Source organism: Pedobacter rhizosphaerae (assembly GCF_900111155.1).
Lineage (GTDB): Bacteria > Bacteroidota > Bacteroidia > Sphingobacteriales > Sphingobacteriaceae > Pedobacter > Pedobacter rhizosphaerae.
Genome location: NZ_FOGG01000034.1, coordinates 20,143 through 37,712, shown reverse-complemented (window position 1 = coordinate 37,712; position 17,570 = coordinate 20,143). Strand labels below are relative to the sequence as shown.

Sequence of the window (17,570 nt, the reverse complement as noted above, 5' to 3'; positions counted from 1 at the left end):
TCTTTGTGAATTCTCTGCGCGCTCTGCGGTTAGATGACTTGTGAGCAGGTGTAAACATCCTCTCATCGTCCTGCTGAACTTGTTTTAGCATCTTAAAGAAAAGACTTTACTACAAATTGCGGCTTTGTGTTTCTTTGTGAATTCTTTGCGCGCTCTGCGGTTAAATGACTTGTGAGTAGGAGTAAATATCCTCTCAATCGTCCTGCTGAACTTGATTCAGCATCTTTAGATTACAATAAAAATTAATTTTTAATAAGTCTAAATAATGCTAGCTTTGCGGAAATTTTAACAATCATGAAACAAGTATACCTGAGTGCTCTTATTGTAGTGATCTTATTTTTATCTGCCGGAGCGCTTCATGCTCAAACCGATAAGGGGACAATAAAAGGAGTAGTTACCGACTCACTGGGCAACAAAATTTCTAATGCAAACGTTCAGATCAGGAAGCAAAACTTAAAAACAAGTACAGATAAACAAGGTGCATTTACTTTAGCAGGTATTTCAACCGGTACACAAAGCATCCGGATCACGATTACTGGTTTTGATGCTTTAGAACAAAAAATAGAGGTAACCGCTGGCGAGATCAACCTTGCTTTTGTGTTAAAGGAACAAAGCGAAGGATTAAACGATGTTATCGTTTCGGCCAGCAGAAGACCTGAATCTTTGGCTCAGACCCCTTCATCGGTAACCGTGTTAACGTCAAAAGAAATTGGTACACAATCTACTATTAGTCCGAATTTAGCCAATATTCTTTCTTATAGCGTACCTGGACTAGGTTTTTCTACTAACCAAACCGGTAACTCCGGACAAACGTTAAGGGGTAGAAATGTATTGGTTTTAATTGATGGTATCCCGCAATCCACACCTTTGAGAGCAGGAGGCAGAGATATCAGAAGTATCGATCCAACAGTAATTGAAAGAGTAGAGGTTATCAAAGGTGCTACAGCTATTTATGGGAATGGTGCCGAAGGTGGTTTAATTAACTACATCACCAAAAAGGCAGATCAGGGAAAAAGCTTCGGAGGATATTCTCAAGCTGGAATAACAGGAAACTTGAAAGGCGACAGTACTGTAGGATACCGTTTTTCTCAGCAGTTCTATGGCAAAACTGATAAATTCGATTACATTGTGAGTGGTATGTTTGAAAAAACAGGTGTATTCCGTGATGCTAAAGGTTTGGTCATCTCACCAGAATATGGCTTAGGCGAAACCAGATCTTATAATGGATTCGCTAAAGTTGGCTATCAGATTACAGATAAGCAACGTTTACAGTTGATGTATAACTACTTCAGTTCAAGACAACGCTCTAAATATCTAACTAAAGAAGGTGTTTATGGGCAATCGCCTGCAATTGGCGTGTACGGAACCAGATTAGGAGAAGATGAGGGTACTCGTTTTAACCATAACGCTAATTTACAATATACCAACCAACAGATTTTCGGTAAAACCGATTTGACCGCTAATCTTTATTATCAGGATTTTTATACCATTTACTCTAATGTAGCTTCATTTTTCGGAGGGGGGCAATCGGCTATTACCTCCACTAAAAAAGGAGCAAGGGTAAACTTAAATACACCAATTACCTTAACCGTGCAGCAATCATTGCAGGTCAATTATGGTTTAGATTTAATGAACGATAAAACCGCTCAAAGCTTAACTGATGGAAGGCTATGGGTACCTGATATGAACATGGTTAACTTTGCACCTTACTTGCAGGCATCTACTACTTTTTTTAACGATTTAACTATTAAAGGTGGTTTAAGGGTAGAAAATATCAATATTGATGTAGATGATTTTAATACTTTAGCTACAGGTGCAAATGGTGCAGGTAGTATCGCTGTTCAAGGTGGAAAATTGAATTACAATGCATTGGTTTTTAATGCAGGAGCGCGGTATTCTAAATTCAAATTCTTTAATCCTTTTATCAGCTATGCACAATCGTTTTCTGTATTTGAATTGGGAAGGGTTTTAAGAGCCGCAAAAGCAAATACGCTATCACAATTAGAAACGAAGCCTATTATTGTAAACAATTACGAAGCAGGTTTTAGCAGTACATTGGGTAATTTAAATTTGAGTGCTGCTTATTACTACAGCACTTCAAAATTGGGCGCTAACTTACTGGAAGTAAACGGAACTTATATTTCACAACGTATTCCGGAGCGGGTGTATGGTTTTGAGGTTCAAGCAGATTACCAGGTGCTTAAATCTTTAACTATCGGCGGTAACTACGCACAAGTAGAGGGTAAGGGAGATGTGGATAATGATGGGAATTTTGATGGGGAAAAGGATGTTTACTTAAATACAACGCGTATCCCGCCATCAAAAACAACTGTTTATGTTAAATATTCAGGTATTAAAAATTTGAGTATCGATGTAAACTGGTTGCGTGTAGGTAACCGCGATCGCTTTGCTAAAAATGCGGCGGGTAAGTATTTAATAGGTGAAGGACCGGTAAAAGCTTTTAACCTGTTTAATGTGGCAACTGCTTATCAAATGACATCGGCACTGAGATTAACATTAGGTTTAGAAAACATTTTAAATAAGGTATATTACCCTGCGATATCACAATTTTACGGTAGTAACGTAAACTATGTTAGTGGGAATGGCCGTCGCTTCAATTTTGCTGTGGGTTATGCCTTCTAAAATTAATGAATAAAAAGTTTAAAGATATTGTTCGGCAAATTCACCTTTGGTTAGGTTTAACCACGGGCCTGGTGGTACTGGTAATCAGTATTGCTGGAGCCTTGTATGTGTTTGAAGAAGAGATCAGAGCTGCTACTCAAAAGGATTTTCGGTTCGTACCTGTTCAGGAAAAACCTTTTGTTGGATTAGATCAGATTATTACGCACTTTGATAAACTGGCACCAAAAGCGAAGCTCCGGTTAATTAGAATTACCGAACAATATCCTAATGCTACTGTCGAGCTAAGTACCTCAAAAGATGAGGTTTATTATTTCAATCCCTATACAGCTGCGTTGGTCAGTAAGCGGGGCTTAGATTGGATTGAAATTGACCGTAAACTGCATACTTCATTATTATTGGGAGAACCTGGTGAGTTTATCATGAGGTGGTCGGTAGTTATTTTTGTATTAATGCTGATCAGTGGCCTGGTGCTTTGGTTTCCTGGGAAAAGGCGTTTACTCAAACAATCCTTTACCATCAAAAAAAATGCATCGTTTAAGCGGCTCAATTATGATTTACACAATGTACTGGGCTTTTACGCTGCTTTAGTGTTGTTGGTAACTGCCCTAACCGGACTTTATTTTGCTTTTAAAGAAGTGAAAACCATGGCCAGCTTCTTTACCGGAACCAAGCTAACCGCGGGTAAAATAGTAACGGTGGCAAAAGTAGATACTATAAAATCCGTTGCTTCACGTTACCATAAAATCTATCAGGAAGCCAGCTTGAAGTACCCTGGAGCCTTATCTACCAGTTTTTCTGTGAGAGCAAAGGGTGAGCTTCGTTTAAGAATGATTTACCCTTACAAATGGGCGCGTAATCAGAATACCTTTTTTTATGATGAAGCATCGGGCACGCCATTAAGAGCCAAGCTTTATCAGGATTACAACGGTGCTGATCTTATAGAAGCCACCAATTTTGATTTACATACAGGTAAATTATTCGGTATGCCCCATAAGATATTTTCTTTTCTTGCTAGCCTAATTGCAGCTAGCCTTCCAATTACAGGATTTATCATCTGGTGGAAGAAGCGGAAGTTAGTCTGGAGTCGGTAGTCTATAGTCTAGAGTCTACAGTCTGAAGTCCAAAGTCTGATTTATTTCAACCACAAAGTTTATTTCTGCACCCAGACTTACAACTTCCTACTTATAACCTGCAACTTTAGCCCCACAACACATTTAACCACAGAGGGCACAAAGTGAAGGCACAGAGAAGTGAAAATTAGTCTGGAGTCGGTAGTCTGAAGTCCAAAGTCTGATTTATTTCAACCACAAAGTTTATTTCTGCACCCAGACTTACAACTTACTACTTATAACCTGCAACTTTAGCCCCGCAACACATTTAACCACACAGGGCACACAGTGAAGGCACAGAGAAACACAAAGTTTATTTCTACACCCAGACTTACAACTTACTACTTATAACTTACAACTTTAGCCCCACAACACATTTAACCACAGAGGGCACAATGGGAAGGCACAGAGAAACACAAAGTTTATTTCTACACCCAGACTTACAACTTACTACTTATACCTACAACTTATAACCTACAACTTACTAACTTTCCAATCTTTTATACTATTATTTTTAGTAATTTTGCACTCCAAATCATAATTATTAACGAAGCCTAAATGGAATGGAAAACTGAAGAGCATCCCGCTCAGTTACCTATTCGGAACACCGTACTTTGGAAAATGGGTATGCCCGTAATGCCTGATGATGTAAGCAGGTTTTACAGAAAAGAAAGCACCTGGCACAGGAATTGGAAAATGGCATTTCCAGAGCAGTACCGAGAAAGAGTTTTTATTGATCAGGCAACGGGGGAGATGCACCGTGCAGATATTTTTACGCCTTGCGGTGATACATTGGAGTTTCAGCATTCGCCCATTACTGCTTTGGAAATACTTAGTAGGGAAGCTTTTTATCCAAATTTGATTTGGATACTCAACGGAGAGAAGCTAAAAGGCTTTAGGTTATTGAAACATTTGCCAGATGTAGATGACCCTAAACTTGCGGAATATGAATTTTGCCATTCTGATCACTTGGCGGTAGTGCGTAAAGCAGATATTATTGCAGGTAAGTTAAGCCCAAGAATCATTAGCTTTTTTCATCCAGAATTGCGGGGAATTAAGATGAGTTCTCAATACTATTCTTTTTGCTGGAAAAATCCGCACACCGCCTGGTTCTCTGCCCGTTGCCGCATGATTATAGACATGGGTGGGCATTTTCTATACGAAATCAAAAAACGCAAACAGAACAACGGCGATTATGCCTATTTGAAAATGCTTTCCAGAAAGGCGTTTGTAGAAGGGTATGGGTAGTAAAGCATTAAACTATCCTGAACGTCATTCTCGCCAATGCAAGAAGGATAAGGCAGGTTTTAGGATGCCTCTTGCTTTATTACTGGTTTTGATGAAGTGAGGTTAAACAAGCGATAGCGGTTACAGCTTATATATCCAGCCAAATTGCTGCGACCCGATAATACGCATGATTAGTTCCTGAAGTCAGTACTTTAGTAAAAGTAATGAATTTAGCTTCAATTTTTAAAGTGCAAATTTTATTTCAGGACGTTACTGGGCCGGATGTTTTTTCCTTTACGCTGAGTCAAATCATCACCTAAATCTGCTCGGGCTTCTTCCGCGATTTTTTGAAGCTGACTTACAATTTCCGGATATAATTCCTTCACATCATAATTTTCTGCCGGATCTCTGCGTAAATCATACAGTGCTAAAGGAAAAAGAGTGCTTTCAGATACCGTTCCAGGAAAACCATCGTTCTTAGGCAATTGACCATAGTATGAGCGGCCTTGATGCGGTAATATAAGTTTCCAATCTTCCTGCCTAACAGCTTCTAAATTATTTTTTCCGTAATAATAATAAAATACTTTACGGGGGTGACGCTCCAAATTTCCCTTTATCAGAGGAAGAATGTCTACGCCATCAATTTTATGGTCGGGTAATTTTGCATCGCAAATTTTGGATATAGTAGGCAGAAAGTCGATTGTGGATGTTAATTTATTACATATTGTTCCGGCAGGTGCAATCCCTTTCCATTGTATCAAACAAGGAACCCTCTGGCCCCCTTCAAAGGTATTGCCTTTGCCTTCACGTAGTCCACCTGTTGAGCCAGCATGATTACCATAATTGATCCATGGGCCATTATCGCTGGTAAAAATAACAATGGTGTTGTTTTCCAAACCACTTTCCCTCAAGGTCTTCATAATTTCACCAACAGACCAGTCAATCTCCATCATTACATCGCCAAAAGTCCCTTGCTTACTTTTGCCTTTAAATCTTGCAGAGGCGCTAATGGGTACATGAGGCATGCTGTGAGGCAGATAAATAAAAAATGGGGAATTTTGATGACGTTTAATAAAGTTGATTGCTTTTTCGGTGTAGATGCCGGTTAGTTTCGATTGGTCATCAAGGGTTCTGATATATTCTAAGGTATCACTATTACTCAGTAAGGGCAAAGCTGGATAGTTCTTTTTGCGGTGCTCAATGTTCTTAGGTATAGGCAAACCATCATAATCAACAGGCCACATATCATTAGAATATGGTAAACCTACATACTCATTAAAGCCTTGTTTATTGGGAGAAAATTCGGGCTTATCCCCCAAATGCCATTTGCCAAACATGGCCGTAGCATAACCTGTAGCCTTTAATAAATCGGCAATAGTAGTCTCAGCGGGATTTAATCCTAATTTAGAATTTGGATATAGTGCTCCTGCAATACCAATCCGGTTCGGATAACAGCCCGTTAGTAACCCGGCGCGCGAAGCACTGCACACCGGTTGTGCCACAAGGAAATTAGTAAAACGTACACCATTTGCAGCAAGTTTGTCGATATTTGGTGTTTGATATTGTAGTGCTCCATAACAACCTAAATCACCATACCCCAAATCGTCCATTAAAATTAATACGATATTGGGGGGATTTACTTTTGGCTTCTCATGTACAATCAGACTACTAAATAATAATAACACAATTGTGCCGGCCACAACGCACAGCAATGCAATTTTTTTACTATTCATCATTAGTTTATCAAGTTCAATATTCGGCAATCAATTTTTAGCCCGGTTCCAAATGGCTGTACGCTTGCGCTTGGTATTTTTATACAAAATTTCGTCAATAGTACGTTCGAACTTTTTAAAGTCAATGGGTTTAACCAAAAAGCCATCTCCATTGGAAAAAGCATCTATGGCATATTGGCTATGAGCGGTCGTGAAAACAATATAAGAAACTCGATCTCTCAGCATTCTGGCAATGTCAAGCCCCGAAACATCCATGCCAATATCCAGAAAAAGGAAGTCGATTTTTTCGTAATTTCTAAATGCAGCCATAGCTTCAATTGCATCACTGAAGTAGTGATTAAGTTCCAGTTTATCTATTTTTGAAATATAATTTTTCAAAATGTTGATGGCTATCAGATCATCATCAATGATTACACACGAATGAGGTAGTTTAAGGTTTCTAGGGTGACCCATATTTTTTTATTTGGTATAGTATAAGGGCACAAAATTTCGGCCAGCAGTTGTTTTATTTTTGTTGAGTAAATTGATTTTATGGTTGAAGATTATCCAGACACGCAGCGGAGCATAATTACGGGTATTGAAGCGCAGAATATCATCATGTTTTTTTATCCTCATATTGATAAATAAGGAGGTGGGGAATTTAACTTGGGGATATTTGGGGAATTTTTTGCAATGTGGGGATCCCACTTTTCTGAAATTTAATTTAAAGTATAATGTACTGAAAATAAGCTGTTTGTGTGTTTTATGGTTTTTTCTGGAAGAAAAAATAAAAAGTTTGTCCAATTTCCTTGTATCCGGGTGTCATTAGGTTTTAACAATTAAAATTTTAACAAAATGGAAAAAAGAATCAATGTATTCGGAAAAGGAATGAACGCATTAAAGCCACTTTTTGATATGGGGGCGAGCCTGAAGAAATCTACCTTAGGTGCCGAATTGGAAGAGTTAGTACATTTTAGGGTTTCACAAATCAATGCCTGTGCTTATTGTTTAGATATGCATGCGAAGGAAGCCCGTGCAAAGGGAGAAACCGAACAACGTCTTTATGGTTTAAGTGCGTGGCCTGAAACTCCCTATTATACCCCGCGGGAAAGAGCTGCATTGGCTTGGGCAGAGGCCGTAACCGCTTGTAAAGTTCCTGATGAAGTGTATGAAGAACTGGCTAAGCATTTTACAGAATTAGAAATGATCGAATTAACTTTAGTGGTTACTACAATTAACACCTGGAATCGTTTAAATATTTCATTTCCCAATACGCCCGGAACTTACAAAGTAGGTATGTTCGGATAAATCACTAAATTAATCACCTTAAATAAAATACCATGAATGAGTTTTTATTGATTTTCAGAAGGGCTTTCAGTAGCCCCGAAGAACAACCTTCACCAGAAATGATGCAACAATCTATTAAACAATGGCAAGATTGGTTTGGAAGCATTGCTGCGCAGGATAAATTAGTTCGGCCACTACAAAGATGGGATTTAGAAGGAAGAGTAGTGAAAAAAGATAAGGATGTGATTAATGGTCCTTACGCAGAAATTAAAGAATCGATTGGTGGATTAATCCTCATTAGAGCGAAAGATTATGATGAAGCGGTAGAAATAGCTCAGGGTTGCCCTATATTGGCACTTGGAGGTAATGTAGAGGTTCGGATGGCTGTTACTCCTCAAGTGTAAACCTCAATGTCATTAACTAAGCTCGATCTTTTTGTCAGTCTGAGCTTGTCGAAGACTTTTTTGATAAATTAGAAAAGTAAAAATGTATTGCTCTTGGGCAACTTGTCCCGATTTTATCTCAATGAACGAATCAGATCTCCTGCCACATTTATTTAGAACAGAGTACCGGAAAATGGTTTCGGTACTCTCTTACCTTTTTGGGATCGAACATATCGAAACGGCTGAAGATATTGTAAGTGATACTTTTTTATCGGCAACAGAATCCTGGAGCATCAAGGGGATTCCTGAAAACCCAGCGGCATGGCTGTATACCGTTGCTAAAAATAAAACCCGTAATTACCTCCGCCATCATACTGTTTTTGAGCAAAAGCTGGTGCAACAGATACAAATCACTACGGAAAAAACAGCAGAAATAAATCTCGATCTTTCTGATCAGAATATTAAGGACAGTCAACTGGCCATGATATTTACCATCTGTAATCCGGCCATATCCGGAGCCTCGCAAATCTCTTTGGCATTAAATATCCTTTGTGGCTTTGGTGTTCAGGAAATTGCCGATGCCTTTCTCAGCAATAAGGAAACAATTTATAAGCGATTAAAAAGAGCAAAGGAAAAGCTGAAGGAAGATCAGATTAAGATAGAGCAGCCTCAATTATCAGAGATTAACCATCGTTTAGAAACCGTACTCACCACGCTATATTTACTATTTTCTGAAGGTTATTATTCCGTGTCGCATAATACCACCCTTAGAAAAGATCTCTGTGCAGAGGCTATGCGACTCAATTTCCTGCTTTTAGAAAATCCCAAAACCAATACTCCTGCCGTAAATGCACTGTTTTCCCTCATGTGCTTCCATTCATCACGTTTTGAGGCCAGGATAGATCCTGAAGGTGCCGCTATATTGTACGAAGATCAGGATGAACAGCTCTGGAATAAGGAACTCATTGAACAGGGAATCCATTATCTTAACCAGGCATCTACAGGAAAAAACTTAACCAAATATCATTTGGAAGCAGCCATTGCTTATTGGCATACCCATAAAGCAAATACTTTTGAAAAGTGGGACAATATCCTCCAACTTTATAATCAGTTATTGGTTTTAGAATATTCTCCAATCATAGCCATGAACAGAACTTTCGCTTTGACCAAGGTTAAGGGCAAACCAGCAGCCATTCAGGAGGCCGAAAAACTAAACCTCGCCAATAATCATCTTTATTTTTCTTTACTGGGCGATCTTTATACAGGAATAGACAACCAAAAAGCGCTATTGCATTTTAATAAGGCTCTGGAAATGGCCAGTACGCCACTCGATAAAAAAGTGATCCTTAAAAACATAGGAAAGCTACAGTCATTACCTCCTTCATTATAGTAATTCAAGTAACATCAGTCCGGAAAACATGGCTGCTTGTTGCCGATATCGCCTCGGACTGATCTTTTTAGTGACATTTTTTACGAAGTTAACCTGTCGTTTTAACTTACCTGATCTAACCAAGTAGCTAAATAATAGAACGATAAGCATAAACTATTTTACAATGCCTGCAAAGCGCTGGTAAAATACGGTCGGACTGTTTTCATTCTTTGGTGCATATTTACCTGCTATAATTGGGATGTAAATCACACGTCTGCGGCTTGCTTCACCACGGACAGCCGATTCTGCAACGCGGTGCCACAATCTTCCATCGTGGATAGTTAAATCTCCGGCTTCCGGCAATATGGAAACTTCTTCCGGATCAGGCTTATTGTCTACAAAATATTTCTTGCGGAAAAGCATTTGGTAGATACTTTGTTTATGGGTTCCGGGTATAATCTTTAAACCTCCATTTTCTACTTTCTGCGTGCTGAGGTGAATGCCTACATTCAGCATTGGGTTTAATTTGGTGCCATAAAAAATATCTCTTAAACCATCCGTATGCCAGCCCATTTTACTGAATTTGCTCTCTGGTCCGTTAATATAATGATTAAATACCATTCCATCTTTCTCTTCTGTTCCCAGCCTTGCGCCATCGCCAGCCAATTGGAGTAACCCGTTGAAACGGGGATCAAGTAATAAACCACTTAAGGTTTGATGTTGTTGATTAATGAAGGCAAAACGCTGAACAATAGTTGAGCCATCAAGGTCTTTTCCATATTTAATCGGAACACCGTTTACTTTCTTAGTACCTTGTTCAATCCAATTCTTTTCTACTTGTTTAGAAGCATCAATAATGGCAGCTACGGTTTCGGGTTTGATGAAGTTTTTAAAATGGATAAATCCATGTGTTTGAAAGAATTCAAGCTGTTCTGAAGTCAGCCTATCAGATAGGGTAAAGGTAGGATACGGTGTGGCCATTGGGACAAAAAATTAAAAGTTTAAGAAAAAAGAATTAGTAGGAGGGTAGATTATGCGCAGCAACAACACATTCGCATGGGCGAAGGGCTTGGCATTGGGAGGAAATAAAACAATCTTGTTTTATTATACATAATCTATAGATTTAGTAGTATTTAATACAAACATAATACTTTTTTAATATTACAAAGAAAAAAAGTGAATATTTTTATAAATCAGTGGGTTACGTTTTATAAATGCCCGCGGCCATTTTTTCGATAAAAGCCTTTGGAAGTACTCTATTGGCATAAACGCTGATAATATTGGTAAAACCAGGAATGATTTCAGATTTTTTATTGAGCATCCCTTTAATGGCAATTTCGGCAACCTCATCAGGCTGCATATTGAACTTTTCAGCCATTTTACTAAAAGCATCCAAGCCAGCTCTATGTGCAAAGCCAGTATCAACGGGGCCGGGACTCAGGCAAGTTACCGATACAGGAGTATCTTTCAATTCAAATTTTAAAGCTCTGGTAAAGGAAAGCACAAATGCCTTTGTTGCAGCATATACGGCCAGTGTAGGTACAGCCTGATAAGCCGCAGTGCTGGAAACATTTAGTATATAAGCTTGCTTTTCCATCATCAGTAAAGGCAGAAGGAGGTAAGAAAGGCGCAATACCGTATCCATGTTCAATTGACACATCTGCATCTGTTCTTCCAAGTGTAGTTCTGCAAATGGCCCCCATAAGCCATACCCGGCATTATTAACCAAAACCGCTATCCTGTATTGTTGCTGGTTTATCCATTCACTTACTTTTTTGGCAGCACCAGCTTGTGCCAGGTCAATGGCCAGTGTGTTTACCTCAATATTAAATTGCTTGCTTAATTCCTGACTTAAGCGATAGAGTTCATCAGCAGAGCGGGCAATTAACAATAGGTGATATCCTCTTTTTGCCAGGCCAATGGCGATAGATTTACCTATACCTTTACTTGCTCCGGTGATTACTGCATATCTTTTTTCTGCTTCTGCCATATGATTTTAATGAGGGGTTAAGGCAAATATGAGATAATATTGGCAAGTGTTGTAATCTTAGGTAGATTTTTTATTATCCCACTGGTGGATGCTTTCCTTTATGGCGCACTTTTAATACGGCTCAAAGTTTCCAGGCGCATGCCCAGAAAAGAAGCGATATATTTTTGGGGTACCCGATCTACCAGATATCCGTAAGATTGTAAAAAACGTTCATAACGCCTTTTAGCTGTAGGAATACGAGAGAGAAAAGCCCTTTCAGATGCACTGCGATAATAGATTTCCGTCATTTTTCTGCCCACATAATTGGCAATATCAAAATTGTTGTACAGTAACCTCGACATTTCATGTGGTACAGCAATCGCCAACACAGGTTCGATGGTTTCAATGTACTCTTCTGAAGCTTCGTCGGTCCAAAGATTTCTAATGGTCCCCGCAAGGTCATTTTCAGCGGTAATCCAGGTTGTAATTTTTTTACTGCCCATTTTGAGGTATCCATGGGCTACACCTTTTAAAATTAAGAAGATGTATCTGTTACGCTTTAGCGGTGAAGCGATGTGTTTATTTTTTTCAAAAGTAACCGGAAAGGTATACTCGTTAATAATAGCCTCAATTTCTGCATTTAACGGATGGAACTGTTTAAATACTGCAATTAGTGGAGAACAACCATTAAAGTCCTGCCACTTATCTTTCCCAAATTTATTTTCTAGATTCATTAATAATAAAACTGGGCAAATGTCTGAATTGTGTTTTGATATTAGAATAAATATTCATTTTTTTTGATGATGTATATCAAACCAGAAGCTTTCAGGCCCCCTCCTTGAAAAATTATGGAGTTTGTGATTGCGAACTATGGCTGCTTATATTTTCTTACACGGCTTATATGGTGAAAAATAGTGGATTGTCTAATCGTGCTGTAGAAAGGTCGTAGCGAGACGCTACCAATGCTATTAACGCAAGGAGAAAACTAAAATGGATTGTCATCCTGAGCCTGTCGAAGGGCAATCTATTTTAGTTTTCTCCTTATTAGGAAGGTCTTCGACAGGCTCAGATAGGATAGGGTTTAGCTTAACTTAATAGCATTGGAGACGCTACAACCAGGAAAAGCGAGACGCTACCAATGCTATTAACTTAAGGAGAAAACTAAAATGGATTGTCATCCTGAGCCTGTCGAAGGGCAATTCATTTCAGTTTTATCCTTATTAAGAAGGCCTTCGATTACTTGTCCCGATTTCACATTGGGAAGCTCAGACTGACACCATTTTGCTTAACTTAATAGCATTGGAGACGCTACAACCAGGAAAGTAGGGGAGTTTGTGATTGCGAAATATTTCTGCTCATATTTTCTTATTTGGCTTATATGGTGAAAAATAGTAGATTGTCTAATCGTACTATAGAAAGGTCGTAGCGAGACGCTAAAACCAGGAAAAGGGAGTTTGTGATTGCGAACTATGGCTGCTTATATTTTCTTACACGGCTTATATGGTGAAAAATAGTGGATTGTCTAATCGTACTATAGAAAGGTCGTAGCGAGACGCTACAACCAGGAAAAGCGAGACGCTACCAATGCTATTAACTTAAGGAGAAAACTAAAATGTATTGTCATCCTGAGCCTGTCGAAGGGCAATTCATTTCAGTTTTCGACTTATTAAGAAGGTCTTCGACTACTTGTCCCGATTTCAAATTGGGAAGCTCAGACTGAGAAAGGTCGTTTAGCTTAACTTAACAACATTGGAGACGCTACAACCAGGAAAGTAGGGGAGTTTGTGATTGCGAAATATGTCTGCTCATATTTTCTTATTTGGCTTATATGGTGAAAAATAGTAGATTGTCTAATCGTACTATAGAAAGGTCGTAGCGAGACGCTACAACCAGGAAAAGAAAATGTTATCTATTTGAAAAAACAGATTTGGTATTTCTCATAAATCCCACCATTTGCTTAATATTGTACGTATTGTTAGAACCTTAATCTAATTAAATGAACTTTCACATTGTAATCTCCTTACTCGGTCCAATTTGTCTTTTGGCATTAGGTCTAATACTCAAATTTTCGAATAATCCGGGATTGGGTTCATCGAAAAAATACTGGCCATATATTGTGATCATCGGACTAATACTGCTGGCCTTAAAAATCTGGAAGCTTTTTCTTTAGTATCCCTTTAACAAAGGCTACGGTTTTTGATCAAAGATTAAAAAAGGCATTACGATTTGGAATCGATTATGTATGGAGTTACTATTTGAAATTCTGGCTACGATTATCTTTAAATTTATACTAACGTTTATTGGGCGGTTTCAAGAAAATGTATATTCATTATCATAATCCCTCAATCTGAAAATCCAAAGCGTAAAGATATACTGGATCATTCAATAGATCAGGATTACATTGACGGATGGATTGGAGCTGCAGTTGTACTTTTGGTTATTTTGATACTGCTCATTTTTATTTAGCCTACTGAAATGTACAAGCGGTTTTTTCCACAAAAATTAAAATCTGAGTTAATCTTTTAAATCTGCGGGCAAATTAAAGCTTCTGAAAAACAAATTCTCAAATCTTAGGCTGCACCTTCATGTAAATTTTTGAATAGAAAGCGATGCCATAGGCCTAAAAAATTTGCCTTAGTACTTATTAAACCTATATTTGGATATAATGCAGCACGGTATCCAACATATCGAAACCCCAATTCAGGTAAATGCTATTCGAGCCTTTAAGGGAAATGCTGTACCTGTTTATCAACCAACATCGGCTGTATTTTTATGCGGCCTGTTCAGTATTCCTTGCTTCAAGGATTTTGATATCATCACCCCAAGTCATTAAAAAAAGGAACTAGGTCTTGGGGTAAAATACCCGCTATATTCTTTGGTTGGGCTATCCACATCTTATTCATGAGTTTACAAGGTCGGAATTTCTGCTTAAGGAATGGCTTTTAAACTGTGTAGCATAATGTGGCATCCATTCGCAATTAATCTAATCTATAAAATAATAAATACGAGAAGCATGAATTTAAACGAAAACAACCCCGTAATCATAACACAGGAAGACTACGATCTATTGAAGCCTTATTTTAGCAAGTCATCGGTAAATGAAATGTCGCTTTCAGCAGAGTTGAGTAGGGCAATGATCATCAAAAGTGATGCCTTTCCGCCGCATGCAATCAGGTTAAATTCAAAAGTGTGGATTACCGAAGAAAGTACAGGAGAAACTACTGAATTAACCATAGTACTCCCTCAATATGCCGACATCAAAGCGAGGAAAATATCGGTATTAACACCCATAGCCGCTGCATTAATAGGTTTTAGAAAAGGCGAATCCGTTCAATGGAAAGTGCCGGCAGGCTTAAAAGTTTTCAAAATTACAGATGTTAAGCCGCCAGAAGTGAATGATTAAAAAGTTAAAGCAGAATAAATGCAACTTACGCAACAAACGTACGTCATTTAACTAGTTTAGTTAACTATAACCGAGGGGGTGGCGCTGGTGATTCTGGTCATCCTCTCTTTTTAATGCCTGAATTTGAATGAGCCGGGGGATTGAATTCATGAGTCATTTGTTCATTGGTGGCTGACATTCACTAATTCAACCATTCACTAAATCAATCATTCAAAATTCAATCAGTCCATCAGTCTCTCATTCAAAATTCCTAAAAGATAGGTGGCGCTGGTGATTCTGGTCATCCTCTCTTTTTAATGCCTGAATTTGAATGAGCCGGGGGATTGAATTCATGAGTCATTTGTTCATTGGTAGCTGACATTCACTAATTCAATCATTCAAAATTGAATCATTCAAATTCAATCAGTCCATCAGTCTCTCATTCAAAATTCCTAAAAGATAGGTGGCGCTGGTGATTCTGGTCATCCTCCCTTTTTAATGCCTGAATTTGTATGAGCGGGGGGATTGAATTCATGAGTCATTTGTTCATTAGTAGGTGACATTCACTAAATCAATCATTCAAAATTCAATCATTCAAAATTCCTAAAAGATATCAAACTTTCATAGCTAAATACAGTTGTAATAATAAGAAGGATATGCTTTATGCAATAAATATTCAGCAAATCTTTCGCTAATATCATAATTCATTCATTCACTAATTGAAAACTATGAAGATAACCATACCCCAAAACAAAGAGATAAAAAAGGCATATGCAGAAGAAGAAATTTGGTACTTGGCACATAGAGCATTAAATGTATCCTACAAAAGTTTAGCTAAATACCTGGCCAGGAATCTGGTTTTAATTGATAAAGGATTTCGGGCGGTATTGGTAAGCAAGAAAAAGAAGGGAGAAGTAAGTCGTTCTGACATAGAAATTGCGGCCCTGGGTATTTTAGCGCTTGGAAGCCTGTATAAAGGCATCTCTCAAAAGAAAAAAATCAATTTATTAGAAGCGGCGGTACTTGGTGTGGCATTTAGCGGTTTTTTAATACTCAATTCGCATGGAGGAAAGCGGCGGGTAATTCCCGGTTAATTCGGAAAAAGAATTGGATTAATCATAATTATGCCAGATATGAATAAAAAGGAAGCTAAAATTTACATGGGTACAAGTGGGCTGGTGTTGCCCGTGCCGAATAAAAGTTTTTATCCTGAAGCTTTCAGGGCAGCCAGCAGACTTCAGTACTATGCACACCTCTATAATAGTATTGAAATTAATAGCTCATTCTATAAAATGCCGAGAGCAGCTACCATAGCCAAATGGGCAGAAGAAACTGGCGCAGATTTTCGCTTTACTTTCAAGCTCTTAAGAGATATTACCCATAATAAAGGGCTGAAATTCGATCCCCATCAATTGGAACTTTTTTTATCAGCTATATCGGCAATAGGAGAGAAGAGGGGATGTTTACTTCTTCAACTTCCCCCATCGGAAGATATTCATGCGTTTAACCAACTTCAACAAATTATAGGATTTATTAAGGCCCAGATTAAACTAGATTGGAAACTAGCCATTGAATTTCGCCACCGCTCCTGGTTTATGGAGGAAGTAAAAGATTGGATGAATGACGAGGGACTATCAGCGGTTTTCCATGACCATGCATCGCTCTCTTCTCCATTATGGGAATTAGATTCAACACACGTCTATTTGCGTTTTCATGGACCAGCAGGAAATTTCAAAGGTAGCTATGATGATGCATTATTATCTGAGTATGCAGCATATGTACAAGATTGGCTGGCGCAAGAAAAAGACGTTTACATCTACTTTAATAATACTGCAGGCGCAGCAATAGCTAATTTGCATACACTTAGGAGTGATATTACAGCGCTGGTGTAAAAGAAATAAGTTTCACTAAACCATCAGCCCATTTATAGTGGAGTTTTATCGCGGTAAGTGATATGTCTTGAGCATCCCAGGAAGGCGATAACTCCAAGACACATCACCAGTTAACTCTAATTGCTGTGATAAAGCTATATTTTAAATTCGTATCATTTATAGGCATCCAAATTACTATCCTTGTCATCCTCCACTTCAATATCATCATCAATTTCTTCATCTAATAGCGTACCTTCTCCATCAGCAAATGGGATCTCGTCTTCCGTATATTCTGATTCTCCAGGATCTGTTGGTACTTCATCTTTAGGTTCTCCCGGATGCGTATCTGTGCGGTGTACTTGAAATTGATCCAAATTTGGAATTTCATCTCTTTCTGGCTGATTGTTCAATTCGTCGTTTTTCATGGCTATAACTATTAATGTATACTATTAGAACCCTGATAATGAAGCTTTGGTTTGAGAATATTTAAAAGAATTAGTATCGGGTATCAAGTCTGGGTGCTAAATTGAACTTTGTGTTAGAAAAGTTGTAAGTGGTAGGTTCTAAGTTATAAGTCTGGGTGCCAAGTCAATTAGTATCGGGTATTTAGTATCAAGT

16 protein-coding genes are annotated in these 17,570 nt (G+C 38.3%); 10 read left to right on the top strand and 6 right to left on the bottom strand.

Annotation, left to right across the window (positions count from 1 at the left end; genetic code table 11):
- The first annotated feature begins 294 nt into the window (after positions 1 to 294).
- The 3 genes from BMX11_RS19850 to BMX11_RS19840 all read left to right on the top strand — a co-directional run bounded on the left by BMX11_RS19850 (position 295) and on the right by BMX11_RS19840 (position 5,000).
- Entirely contained in the window at positions 295 to 2,643 is a 2,349-nt protein-coding gene (locus tag BMX11_RS19850; RefSeq protein WP_090887824.1) for a TonB-dependent receptor, read from the top strand.
- Positions 2,644 to 2,648: 5 nt separating this feature from the next.
- A complete protein-coding gene (locus tag BMX11_RS19845) occupies positions 2,649 to 3,734 on the top strand; it encodes a PepSY-associated TM helix domain-containing protein (protein WP_090887822.1) in 1,086 nt (361 codons plus the stop codon).
- A gap of 576 nt (positions 3,735 to 4,310) precedes the next feature.
- Positions 4,311 to 5,000, top strand: a complete 690-nt coding sequence (locus tag BMX11_RS19840) for a competence protein CoiA family protein (RefSeq protein ID WP_245738723.1) — start codon at positions 4,311 to 4,313, stop codon at positions 4,998 to 5,000.
- A 236-nt stretch (positions 5,001 to 5,236) separates the two neighbouring features.
- Here the strand turns inward: BMX11_RS19840 and BMX11_RS19835 are convergent, their stop codons facing one another.
- Positions 5,237 to 6,715 carry a sulfatase family protein gene (locus BMX11_RS19835; protein ID WP_217643886.1) on the bottom strand — a complete coding sequence of 493 codons (1,479 nt, stop codon included), beginning with the start codon at positions 6,713 to 6,715 and terminating at the stop codon, positions 5,237 to 5,239.
- Positions 6,716 to 6,742: 27 nt separating this feature from the next.
- Entirely contained in the window at positions 6,743 to 7,165 is a 423-nt protein-coding gene (locus BMX11_RS19830) for a LytR/AlgR family response regulator transcription factor (protein ID WP_090887817.1), read from the bottom strand.
- A 381-nt stretch (positions 7,166 to 7,546) separates the two neighbouring features.
- Between BMX11_RS19830 and BMX11_RS19820 the strand changes: the two genes are divergently transcribed.
- The 3 genes from BMX11_RS19820 (at position 7,547) to BMX11_RS19810 (ending at position 9,751) form a co-directional block, all read left to right on the top strand.
- The gene (locus tag BMX11_RS19820; protein WP_090887811.1) at positions 7,547 to 7,999 is read left to right on the top strand and encodes a carboxymuconolactone decarboxylase family protein; all 453 of its coding nucleotides are present in this window, start codon (positions 7,547 to 7,549) and stop codon (positions 7,997 to 7,999) included.
- 32 nt (positions 8,000 to 8,031) lie between these two features.
- Complete coding sequence (locus tag BMX11_RS19815) at positions 8,032 to 8,382, top strand: YciI family protein (protein ID WP_090887808.1); 351 nt, start codon at positions 8,032 to 8,034, stop codon at positions 8,380 to 8,382.
- A 121-nt stretch (positions 8,383 to 8,503) separates the two neighbouring features.
- The gene (locus tag BMX11_RS19810; RefSeq protein ID WP_090887805.1) at positions 8,504 to 9,751 is read left to right on the top strand and encodes an RNA polymerase sigma factor; all 1,248 of its coding nucleotides are present in this window, start codon (positions 8,504 to 8,506) and stop codon (positions 9,749 to 9,751) included.
- A gap of 153 nt (positions 9,752 to 9,904) precedes the next feature.
- Here BMX11_RS19810 and BMX11_RS19805 read toward each other — a convergent pair whose 3' ends face one another.
- From BMX11_RS19805 to BMX11_RS19795, 3 genes are all read right to left on the bottom strand, one after another.
- Positions 9,905 to 10,711 (bottom strand): phytanoyl-CoA dioxygenase family protein, encoded by an 807-nt coding sequence (locus tag BMX11_RS19805; RefSeq protein WP_090887802.1) that lies wholly within the window; start codon positions 10,709 to 10,711, stop codon positions 9,905 to 9,907.
- A gap of 220 nt (positions 10,712 to 10,931) precedes the next feature.
- Positions 10,932 to 11,720, bottom strand: a complete 789-nt coding sequence (locus BMX11_RS19800; RefSeq protein ID WP_090887799.1) for an SDR family NAD(P)-dependent oxidoreductase — start codon at positions 11,718 to 11,720, stop codon at positions 10,932 to 10,934.
- A 98-nt stretch (positions 11,721 to 11,818) separates the two neighbouring features.
- On the bottom strand, positions 11,819 to 12,433 hold the full coding sequence (locus BMX11_RS19795) for a Crp/Fnr family transcriptional regulator (RefSeq protein WP_090887796.1): 615 nt from the start codon (positions 12,431 to 12,433) through the stop codon (positions 11,819 to 11,821).
- A 1,931-nt stretch (positions 12,434 to 14,364) separates the two neighbouring features.
- Here BMX11_RS19795 and BMX11_RS24415 point away from each other — a divergent pair.
- The 4 genes from BMX11_RS24415 (at position 14,365) to BMX11_RS19780 (ending at position 16,973) form a co-directional block, all read left to right on the top strand.
- Positions 14,365 to 14,532, top strand: coding sequence for a hypothetical protein (locus BMX11_RS24415; RefSeq protein WP_175474628.1), 168 nt, complete (start codon positions 14,365 to 14,367; stop codon positions 14,530 to 14,532).
- A gap of 180 nt (positions 14,533 to 14,712) precedes the next feature.
- Entirely contained in the window at positions 14,713 to 15,102 is a 390-nt protein-coding gene (locus BMX11_RS19790; RefSeq protein WP_175474627.1) for a GreA/GreB family elongation factor, read from the top strand.
- Between the two features lie 707 nt (positions 15,103 to 15,809).
- Positions 15,810 to 16,175 carry a hypothetical protein gene (locus BMX11_RS19785; RefSeq protein WP_090887790.1) on the top strand — a complete coding sequence of 122 codons (366 nt, stop codon included), beginning with the start codon at positions 15,810 to 15,812 and terminating at the stop codon, positions 16,173 to 16,175.
- A gap of 39 nt (positions 16,176 to 16,214) precedes the next feature.
- Positions 16,215 to 16,973 (top strand): DUF72 domain-containing protein, encoded by a 759-nt coding sequence (locus tag BMX11_RS19780; RefSeq protein ID WP_090887856.1) that lies wholly within the window; start codon positions 16,215 to 16,217, stop codon positions 16,971 to 16,973.
- 152 nt (positions 16,974 to 17,125) lie between these two features.
- Here the strand turns inward: BMX11_RS19780 and BMX11_RS19775 are convergent, their stop codons facing one another.
- On the bottom strand, positions 17,126 to 17,377 hold the full coding sequence (locus tag BMX11_RS19775) for a hypothetical protein (RefSeq protein WP_090887787.1): 252 nt from the start codon (positions 17,375 to 17,377) through the stop codon (positions 17,126 to 17,128).
- Positions 17,378 to 17,570 lie beyond the last annotated feature (193 nt).

What these genes read in the sequence shown, in the direction of transcription:
- BMX11_RS19850 (WP_090887824.1), top strand. Translation starts at nt 295, where the DNA reads ATGAAACAAGTATACCTGAGTGCTCTTATTGTAGTGATCTTATTTTTA.
- BMX11_RS19845 (WP_090887822.1), top strand. Translation starts at nt 2,649, where the DNA reads ATGAATAAAAAGTTTAAAGATATTGTTCGGCAAATTCACCTTTGGTTA.
- BMX11_RS19840 (WP_245738723.1), top strand. Translation starts at nt 4,311, where the DNA reads ATGGAATGGAAAACTGAAGAGCATCCCGCTCAGTTACCTATTCGGAAC.
- BMX11_RS19835 (WP_217643886.1), bottom strand. Translation starts at nt 6,715, where the DNA reads ATGATGAATAGTAAAAAAATTGCATTGCTGTGCGTTGTGGCCGGCACA.
- BMX11_RS19830 (WP_090887817.1), bottom strand. Translation starts at nt 7,165, where the DNA reads ATGGGTCACCCTAGAAACCTTAAACTACCTCATTCGTGTGTAATCATT.
- BMX11_RS19820 (WP_090887811.1), top strand. Translation starts at nt 7,547, where the DNA reads ATGGAAAAAAGAATCAATGTATTCGGAAAAGGAATGAACGCATTAAAG.
- BMX11_RS19815 (WP_090887808.1), top strand. Translation starts at nt 8,032, where the DNA reads ATGAATGAGTTTTTATTGATTTTCAGAAGGGCTTTCAGTAGCCCCGAA.
- BMX11_RS19810 (WP_090887805.1), top strand. Translation starts at nt 8,504, where the DNA reads ATGAACGAATCAGATCTCCTGCCACATTTATTTAGAACAGAGTACCGG.
- BMX11_RS19805 (WP_090887802.1), bottom strand. Translation starts at nt 10,711, where the DNA reads ATGGCCACACCGTATCCTACCTTTACCCTATCTGATAGGCTGACTTCA.
- BMX11_RS19800 (WP_090887799.1), bottom strand. Translation starts at nt 11,720, where the DNA reads ATGGCAGAAGCAGAAAAAAGATATGCAGTAATCACCGGAGCAAGTAAA.
- BMX11_RS19795 (WP_090887796.1), bottom strand. Translation starts at nt 12,433, where the DNA reads ATGAATCTAGAAAATAAATTTGGGAAAGATAAGTGGCAGGACTTTAAT.
- BMX11_RS24415 (WP_175474628.1), top strand. Translation starts at nt 14,365, where the DNA reads ATGCAGCACGGTATCCAACATATCGAAACCCCAATTCAGGTAAATGCT.
- BMX11_RS19790 (WP_175474627.1), top strand. Translation starts at nt 14,713, where the DNA reads ATGAATTTAAACGAAAACAACCCCGTAATCATAACACAGGAAGACTAC.
- BMX11_RS19785 (WP_090887790.1), top strand. Translation starts at nt 15,810, where the DNA reads ATGAAGATAACCATACCCCAAAACAAAGAGATAAAAAAGGCATATGCA.
- BMX11_RS19780 (WP_090887856.1), top strand. Translation starts at nt 16,215, where the DNA reads ATGAATAAAAAGGAAGCTAAAATTTACATGGGTACAAGTGGGCTGGTG.
- BMX11_RS19775 (WP_090887787.1), bottom strand. Translation starts at nt 17,377, where the DNA reads ATGAAAAACGACGAATTGAACAATCAGCCAGAAAGAGATGAAATTCCA.